We start from the raw sequence: 7756 nt of genomic DNA on the forward strand, positions 1-7756 counted from the left end.
ACAGGAGGGGACGCCGCGCCGATGCCGACCGCGATTTTCCGGCGGTCGGGACTGATCAGCGCGGCCCGCTAAGCAGAAGGCGTACGGCACGCATGGCGTCAGGGTACCGCAGCGCTCGCGCGGCTCGCGACGAGGTTCCACCCGGCGGCTCGGCGCCGCCGCGCGGTTCACGGGCGAGCCGGAGCCCCACCTTTGGCCAAGGGTTACTCCGCGTACCGACCGCTATCGGGGCAACACCAAGATCGCATCGCTTTTAGATAACGACGCAATAACTCAAACCGCGTACTCGCCGGTATGAGGACACTTAGCATGCGGCGATCGAGCCATTTCGGAGTCGCCCCCATGAACCCTCTGAATCCTCCTCGCAAGAGCCGCTCCAACCGCTCCAACCGGTCCAACCGCACCGCCCGCAAGAGCCGTTCGTTCGCAGCCTTCCCCGAACCGAGCAGAACCACGCGCGGAGTCCTGATGACCGCCGCGCTGTTTCTCATACCCCTGCTCGTGATCATCGGGAGCGACGCCTTCCGCGCCGCTCTCGACTTCACCACCGGCGTCCTGTCCCTGGTCTCCCTGACCGCCGCCGTCGTCTGGGGCCTGGTCGCCACCGACCGGCTCTTCCTGCACTCCCGTCAGCGACTGCTCGCCCAGGCCGTGCACCGGGCCACCGCGGTCGCCTCCATCGGTTTCCTCCTGCTCCACGTCACCGTCAAGCTCGCGCTCGACCACGTGTCCCCGGTCGGCGCCCTCATCCCCTTCGGGATGGGCTTCTCCGGCAGCGACGGGCTCATCGGCCTCGGCTCGCTCGCCGGGCTCCTGATGGTGGTCACCGGCGTCACCGGGGCCCTGCGCAGCGCCTTCGCCTCACCGGCCCAGGTCGCGTCGCGCTGGCGCGCGCTGCACATGCTCGCCTACCCGGCCTGGTGTTCGGCGCTGGTCCACGGCCTGTACGCGGGACGCGCCCCCGCCCCATGGGTGACCGTCCTCTACAGCCTCTGCCTGGTCGCCGTCGCGGGCGCGGTCGCGTTGCGCGCGTCCCCGCTCCCGATCAAGCGGAAGGTGGCCGCCCGCATCCTGGCCGTCCTCGAACCGGAGGGCAGGGCGGGCGGCAGAGACGCCGCCCGCCGGGACACCGCCGAGTCCCCGCTCCCCGGCACGGCCGCCGCTCCCGGCCGTGCCCCCGAACCCGGTCCCGACACCACCCCGGTGGTCGGCATCGCGGCGGCCTACCGTGTCCTCGCCTCCACCAACCAGCCCACGGAGGTCACGGAGGTGCTGCCGCACATCGAGCCGCCACCCCGCTGGCCGTCCCCGTCCCCGCCACCCCCGGCCGAGGCCCCTCACATCCCGTACGACGACACGACATACGCGTACGACACCCACTCCACGGCGTACGGCTCGGAGGACCCCGGCTACCGCTCCCACGACACGGCGTACGACCCGTCATACGGCGCGGCCACCGACCCTCCGTACGAAGCCCCCTATCAAGCCCCGTACCAACCCCCGTACGACAACGGTCCCGCCACTGAACCGCTGCCCCAGACCTTCCAGGCGCCGAGTTCGGGCGAGCCCTGGAACGCCGCCACCGGAGGCCCCAAGTGAACGCGTCGCTGCCCGACGTCCCCGAAGTCCGCGTCGTCGGGCTTCCGCTCCTGACCTCGGGCTTCGACCTGGTCGAGCGCCTCGATCTGGCGATGCACCTGAAGGTGCACGGCCCGCTCGAACCCATGGCGGGCGAGTCCCTCGCCTCCCTCTCCGAGGCCATCTCGCTGCGCGGCAGGGGCGGCGCGGGCTTCCCCTTCGCCAAGAAGCTGCGCTCGGTCGCCGACGCGGCGATACGTCGCGGGGTGCGCCCCGTGGTCGTCATCAACGGCAGTGAGGACGAGCCGGCCTGCCGCAAGGACACCGTCCTGATCAACCGGGCCCCGCACCTCATCCTCGACGGCGCCCTCCTCGCCGCCGAGGCGCTGGGCGCCCGCACGCTCGTCGTGGGCGTCACGCGGGACTCCACCGAGTCCTCGATGCTGGCGGCGCTCGCCGAGCGCGGCCTGACCAACCGGCGCGGATCGAGCATCCGCGCGCGCGTGCAGCGCAATCCGGTGCGCATGGTGACCGGCGAATCGTCGGCCCTTGTGCGTTCGGCGGACGGCGGCCCGCCCATGCCGCCGGGGCGCAAGGTGCGCACCTCCGACTCCGGGGTGGGCGGCGCGCCCACGCTCCTGTCCAACGCGGAGACCTTCGCCCAGCTCGCGGTCGCCGCCCGGATCGGCCCCGACCGCTACTGCCGCACCGGCCTGCGGGACGAGCCCGGCACGGTGCTGCTCACCGTCTCCGGAGCCGTCGCGAGGCCCATGGTGGTCGAGGTCCCCACCGGAGTGCCGCTGCGGTACGTCCTGCAGCTGGCCGGTGCCCCGCCGCTCCCCCAGGGCGTCCTGACGGGCGGCTATCACGGCAAGTGGCTCGACGCGGTCACCGCTCATGACGCGGTCGTCTCACGCGCCTCCCTGGAGGCCTGCGGAGGTGCGCTCGGCGCGGGCGCGATCCTGCCGATCGGCGCGGGCACCTGCCCGCTCGGGGAGGCGCTGCACGTGGCGAACTGGCTGGCCTCGGAGAGCGCGGGACAGTGCGGCCCCTGCTATCTGGGCCTTCCCGCGGCGGCCCGCGGCCTCGCGGACGTCCTGGACGGCGGCGGTCCCACGGCCTTGGAGGCGCTGCGCGAGGTGACACGGGCCGTGAAGCGGCGCGGTGCCTGCAAGCACCCGGACGGGACGGCGGCGTTCATCGAGTCCACGATCTCCGCGTTCACGGACGACCTCGCCGCGCACGTCCTCGGCGGTGGCTGCGGCCGTCCCGTGGAAGGCGTTCTGCCGCTCCAGGAGGAGGTGTCGCAGGCCGAGGCCCCCAGCGGCCGCAGGCTCGCCGTCGACTGGACGCTGTGCCAGGGCCACGGGCTGTGCGCGGACATCGTCCCCGAGCTGATCCAGCTGGGCCCCGACGGCTTCCCCGGTGTGGCGGAAGCGGCCGTACCGCGCTACTCCGAAGCACGCGCCGAGCGTGCCGTACGCCGTTGCCCGGCGCTCGCGCTGCGCATCGAGGAGGACCCGTCCAGGCCCTCGCCGCGCACGGCGCTGCCGCTCGCCCTGCCGCCGGGCCGCGGCCGTGGCCGCCGGGCGCTCGGCAGCGGACGGCAGTGACCCGCCCGTAGATCCCTGGTCAGACACACGAAAGCGGGCCACCCGATCCGGGTGGCCCGCTCTCATCTGCTGTGGAGCTAAGGAGAATTGAACTCCTGACCTCCTGCATGCCATGCAGGCGCTCTACCAACTGAGCTATAGCCCCTTGCTTGTCCGCCCGGTTTCCCCGGCGACTTCGTAAACATTACACGGTCCTCCCCGTGCTCCACCAAATCGTTTCCGGTCTGTACGGATACGGGCGGTACTGTCTGCCTTCGTGACCGTGATCGCGCTTGCCGGCGCCCGCCGCCGCGTGCCCCTCGCCGCCGGGGCCTGCCTGCTCTCCTTCACGGCTTTCTGGCTCGCGCAGCGCGCCGCGGACGTCTCGATGATCGACCTGATGGTCTACCGGGCCGAGGGCGAGACCGTGCGCGCGGGCGGCGATCTCTACGCGCTGCGGACCACCGAGGCCCATCTGCCCACCACCTACCCGCCGTTCGCCGCCCTGCTGTTCACGCCGCTGACGCTCCTGGACACGGCGGACATGCGCACGCTGGCGACACTGGGGAACCTGCTCCTCCTGGTGGCCTTCGCCCACCTCGCCCTGCGTCTCGTCGAGCCCGCCACGGACACCGGGCACGCGCGCGTGGAGAGCGCCCTGTGGGTGGCCGCGCTCGCGGTCTGGGCCGAGCCGGTGTGGACGACCCTGCGGTACGGCCAGATCAATCTGCTGCTCGCCGTCCTGGTCCTGTGGGATCTCTCCCGCCGGCCCGGTCACCGCTGGGCGGGCCTGGGCATCGGCATCGCGGCCGCGATCAAGCTCACGCCCGCGCTCTTCGCGGTGTTCCTGCTGCTGACCGGCGCCGCGGAGGCCGCGCGGCGCGGGCAGTGGCGCGTACCCGTACGGCACGCGTGCGTGGCGGCCGTCTCCTTCGTCGGCGCGACGCTGCTCGCGGCCGCCCTCCTGCCGTACGACTCACGCCGTTTCTGGACCCGGATGGTCTTCGAGGCGGGCCGGGTCGGGCTCCCCGAGGACACCGCGAACCAGTCTCTGCGCGGGGTGCTCGCCCGGCTCCTGCACACCCAGGAGCCCGGCATCTGGTGGATCGGGGCCGCGGCGGCGGCCGCCGCGCTCGGTCTTACGGTCGCCGTGCGCGCGGCGCTCCGCGGCGAGCACGCCCGAGCGGCGGTGAGCTGCGCGGCGACGGCGCTCCTGGTGAGCCCGGTGTCGTGGTCGCACCACTGGGTGTGGTGCGTGCCGATGGCGCTGCTCGTGTGGACGGAGGCGGTGCGCCGGGGAGGCCGGGCCCGGTGGGCGGGCACCGGCGCGATGGTCCTCGTCTTCTGTTCGTACGCCCTGTGGTGGGTCCCGCACGGCGTGGGGCGGCTCGAACTCGACCAGAATTATGGCGAGATGACGCTGTCGGCCCTCTACGTAGGGACCGCTTTCGCGTTCCTGCTGCAGGGAGCCGGACGTCGGGCCTGCCCGAGATCAGGCGAGGTCAAGCCGTGGCGAAGGAGTAGAAGCGCTTGAGCGTGCAGTGTTCGTCGAGCAGCCGGCCATAGATCGGCTCCCCTTCGAGTTCGCGGTACGTCTCGATGGGGTCGCCCTTTATGATCAGCGCCCGCGCGCACTCCTCGCACCAGTACTGGTAGTCCTGGTTGACCGGTTCCATGTCGCGGACGATCGGCGTGCCACTGCCGCACCAGTCGCACTTCCGCCTGTGTGCACCCATCAATCAGCTCCAGCTGCGGCCGCAGGCCGTGCACACGTACGAGACACCGCCGTTGTCGCCGAGAACTTGGGCGACATGGGACGAACCGCAGGACGGACAGGTGAGGAGAGGGGTCGCCGCGAAGGGAGAGGCAGCGCGTCGTGGCGCGGCCACTGCGACGGGGCCGTCGGCCCCGTCGAGGATGCTCGCAGGCATCGCTCTCCCTCCCGTCGGGTCACAGTCGGTGGTCTGGTGCGGTCCCCTTCCGGCTGTCCGATTCTGCCACGGCCTGAGCGACCCGGTCAGCGACGCACTCGTACCAGTCCGGACACGGCGCCCAGTGCGGCCGCCCCGGCCAGGGCGTATGTGCACACCAGGAGGGCGTCCGCGGATGAATACGCCCCCGGAGACCCTTGTGACTCAAGCCGGTTGAGGAAAAGTGCGCCAAAACACGCGACGCCGATCAACTGGCCGAGCTGAGCGACCGTCGACAGAAGACCGCTGGCGTCCGCGGCGTCCTCGGGCCGCACCGTGGAGAGCGCCCGGGTCAGTGTCGGGCTGAACCCCAGGGAGAGACCCGCACCGATGGCCACGAAGGCCACATACAGCCACGGTCCGCCCTCCCCGCCGTCCCGGAGCAGCAGTCCCACGGCGGCCGACGCGAGCGCGGTGAGCGCGAACCCGGCGGGGATCAGTGCCCGTTGGAGACCGCGGGCCAGCGGCGCCACGTCAGGCCGACCGCGCCGAAGACCACCGCGGTCGGCGCGAACGTCAGACCGGCGCGCAACGCGCTGTAGCCGAGGCCGCCCTGGATGTGCAGCGTCAGCACGAACAGGAAGCCCGCGTTGACCCCCATCACCGCGGCGATCCGGAAGACGGCGAGGCCCACGCCGGGGATGCGCAGGACCCGGGGCGAGATCAGCGGGGCGCCGCCGCCACGGGCCAGCCGGGACTCGTACGCGCAGAAGAGGGCGAAGAGCGGCAGCGCGGACCCCAGCGAGAGCCAGGACCACAGCGGCCAGCCCTCCTGCTGGCCGAGCACCAGCGGCACGGTGAGCAGCGACACGGCGGCGCCGAGCAGCACGAGCCCCGGCAGATCGAGCCCACGCGCCCGCCGGCCTTCCCCCGGTCCCGGGGCGGCGTCACGCGGCAGCACGCGCCCCGCCATGATCAGCAGGATCACACCCACCGGCACGTTCACCAGAAACACCGGCCGCCATCCCGTGCCGAACAGGTCGGCGCTGACCAGGACTCCGCCGAGCACCTGCCCCGCGGCGGCCCCGACGGCGAGCGTGGCCGCGTACGCGCCGAGCGCCTTCGTCCGCGCCTCCCCGGTGAAGTTGCGCTGGATCAGGCTGAGCACCTGCGGGATGAGCAGCGCCGAACCCGCACCCTGCAACAGCCGGAAGGCGATCAACTCGCCCGTCCCACGGCTGAGTCCGCAGGCGAGCGAGGCGACGGTGAAGACCGCGAGGCCGATGAGATAGACGCGCCGGTGTCCGAGGCGGTCACCGAGCCGCGCACCCGTGATCAGGAGCACGGCGTACGTGATGGTGTAGCCGGCGACCACCATCTGCAGGCCCGCGCCCGACGCGCCCAGTTCGGTGCGGATGGTGGGCGCGGCGACATTGACGATGAAGACGTCGAGCAGCGCCATGAACTGCGCGGCGATGACGACGGCGAGCAGCCGCCCGGGGCGATTGTCATTGCCGGGGGCTTTACTGGATGTGGGGCTCGAACCGACGGGATCCGCCGCGGTGGGCGGGGATGTGGTGGTCATGGCACCGAGCATGGCGGCGAGTTGGTACGGGTAACGAGAGCCCGCTGATGCTGGTACTGGCAGCACCTGGCAAGGCCCGGGGCGAGGACCGACCATGGGGGATGTGACGACGATGGGGACGACTCAGCGACGCAGGCCGGAGCTCGCCGCCTTCCTGCGCGGCCGCAGGGCCAGGGTGACACCGGCCGACGTGGGCATGCCGCCGGGCCTGCGCCGCCGTACGCCGGGGCTGCGCCGCGAGGAGGTCGCCCAGCTCTCCGGAGTCGGCGTCACCTGGTACACGTGGCTGGAGCAGGGCCGCCCCATCAACGCGTCGGCGCAGGTCCTGGACGCCGTGGCGCGCACGCTGCGCCTCGACAGGGCGGAGCGCGAGCACCTGTACCACCTGGCGGAGGTTCCGTACGAGCCGGTCCGCAGGACCACGTCCCCCGCGGCCGTCGGCCCGGAGATCCAGGGCATCATCGACGCGCTCGACCCCCACCCGGCGGTGGTCTACAACGCGCGGTACGACATCCTCGCCACCAACCCCGCCTACCGCGATCTCTTCTTCGTCCCGCAACTGGCGTCCATCGGCGCACCGAACGTGCTGTGGACACTGTTCATCGCGCCCGATCCCGTCTGCCCGCTGGTCTTCCGCGACGAGGAACTGCCGGTGATGGTGGCGACGCTGCGCAGTTCGTACGGACGGCATGTGGGCGAGCCCGCCTGGGAGGACTTCATAGGCCGGCTGTCCGCCGCGAGCGCGCACTTCGCCGAGCTGTGGGAGCGGGGTGACGTGGCGCCGCCGGGACCCCGGGTGAAGACGTTCCGGCACGAGGCGGTCGGAGAGCTGCGGATGACGTCGGTCTCGCTGTCCATCAACGGCATGCCGGAGTGCCGGATCGTCGCGTACACCCCGGACGACGAGGAGAGCCGCCGACGGGCGGCCGAGCTGCGCGAGCTCAGGCCTCCAGAAACGGAAGAATCCCGCCCTCTGATGAGGACGGGATCCTGATTGTGGGGTGTTCTTGAGTACCGCTGATCAGCAGCTTTGGTGAGTGTGTGGTGATCGTTGCCCGTTGTGGGGTTGATCGTTGCCCGCGTCTGGGGGC

Annotated in this window: 6 protein-coding genes, 1 tRNA gene and 1 pseudogene; 4 read left to right on the top strand and 4 right to left on the bottom strand. The window is 71.9% G+C overall.

Going from position 1 to position 7756, the window contains the following annotated elements; translation table 11 throughout:
* The first annotated feature begins 342 nt into the window (after positions 1 to 342).
* Together AB0I66_RS17315 and AB0I66_RS17320 are read left to right on the top strand one after the other, a co-directional pair.
* Positions 343 to 1599 carry a cytochrome b/b6 domain-containing protein gene (locus AB0I66_RS17315; protein WP_363208654.1) on the top strand — a complete coding sequence of 419 codons (1257 nt, stop codon included), beginning with the start codon at positions 343 to 345 and terminating at the stop codon, positions 1597 to 1599.
* A complete protein-coding gene (locus AB0I66_RS17320) occupies positions 1596 to 3191 on the top strand; it encodes an NADH-ubiquinone oxidoreductase-F iron-sulfur binding region domain-containing protein (protein ID WP_363208655.1) in 1596 nt (531 codons plus the stop codon). The genes AB0I66_RS17315 and AB0I66_RS17320 overlap by 4 nt, the downstream gene beginning before the upstream one ends.
* Before the next feature lie 72 nt (positions 3192 to 3263).
* On the opposite strand, the gene AB0I66_RS17325 is transcribed toward AB0I66_RS17320, so the two are convergent.
* Positions 3264 to 3336: transfer RNA gene (locus tag AB0I66_RS17325), tRNA-Ala, on the bottom strand.
* A gap of 111 nt (positions 3337 to 3447) precedes the next feature.
* Between AB0I66_RS17325 and AB0I66_RS17330 the strand changes: the two genes are divergently transcribed.
* Positions 3448 to 4704, top strand: coding sequence for a glycosyltransferase 87 family protein (locus AB0I66_RS17330; protein ID WP_363208656.1), 1257 nt, complete (start codon positions 3448 to 3450; stop codon positions 4702 to 4704).
* Here AB0I66_RS17330 and AB0I66_RS17335 read toward each other — a convergent pair.
* The 3 genes and pseudogenes from AB0I66_RS17335 to AB0I66_RS17345 all read right to left on the bottom strand — a co-directional run bounded on the left by AB0I66_RS17335 (position 4673) and on the right by AB0I66_RS17345 (position 6542).
* Positions 4673 to 4906 (bottom strand): hypothetical protein, encoded by a 234-nt coding sequence (locus AB0I66_RS17335; protein WP_006137425.1) that lies wholly within the window; start codon positions 4904 to 4906, stop codon positions 4673 to 4675. The two genes, AB0I66_RS17330 and AB0I66_RS17335, sit on opposite strands and share 32 nt — an antisense overlap.
* A gap of 3 nt (positions 4907 to 4909) precedes the next feature.
* On the bottom strand, positions 4910 to 5101 hold the full coding sequence (locus tag AB0I66_RS17340) for a hypothetical protein (RefSeq protein WP_363208657.1): 192 nt from the start codon (positions 5099 to 5101) through the stop codon (positions 4910 to 4912).
* Positions 5102 to 5187: 86 nt separating this feature from the next.
* Positions 5188 to 6542, bottom strand: a pseudogene (locus tag AB0I66_RS17345) (MFS transporter).
* A gap of 217 nt (positions 6543 to 6759) precedes the next feature.
* On the opposite strand from AB0I66_RS17345, the gene AB0I66_RS17350 reads away from it, so the two are divergent.
* On the top strand, positions 6760 to 7659 hold the full coding sequence (locus AB0I66_RS17350; protein WP_363208658.1) for a helix-turn-helix transcriptional regulator: 900 nt from the start codon (positions 6760 to 6762) through the stop codon (positions 7657 to 7659).
* Positions 7660 to 7756 lie beyond the last annotated feature (97 nt).

Source organism: Streptomyces sp. NPDC050439 (assembly GCF_040655335.1).
Taxonomy (GTDB): Bacteria; Actinomycetota; Actinomycetes; order Streptomycetales; family Streptomycetaceae; genus Streptomyces.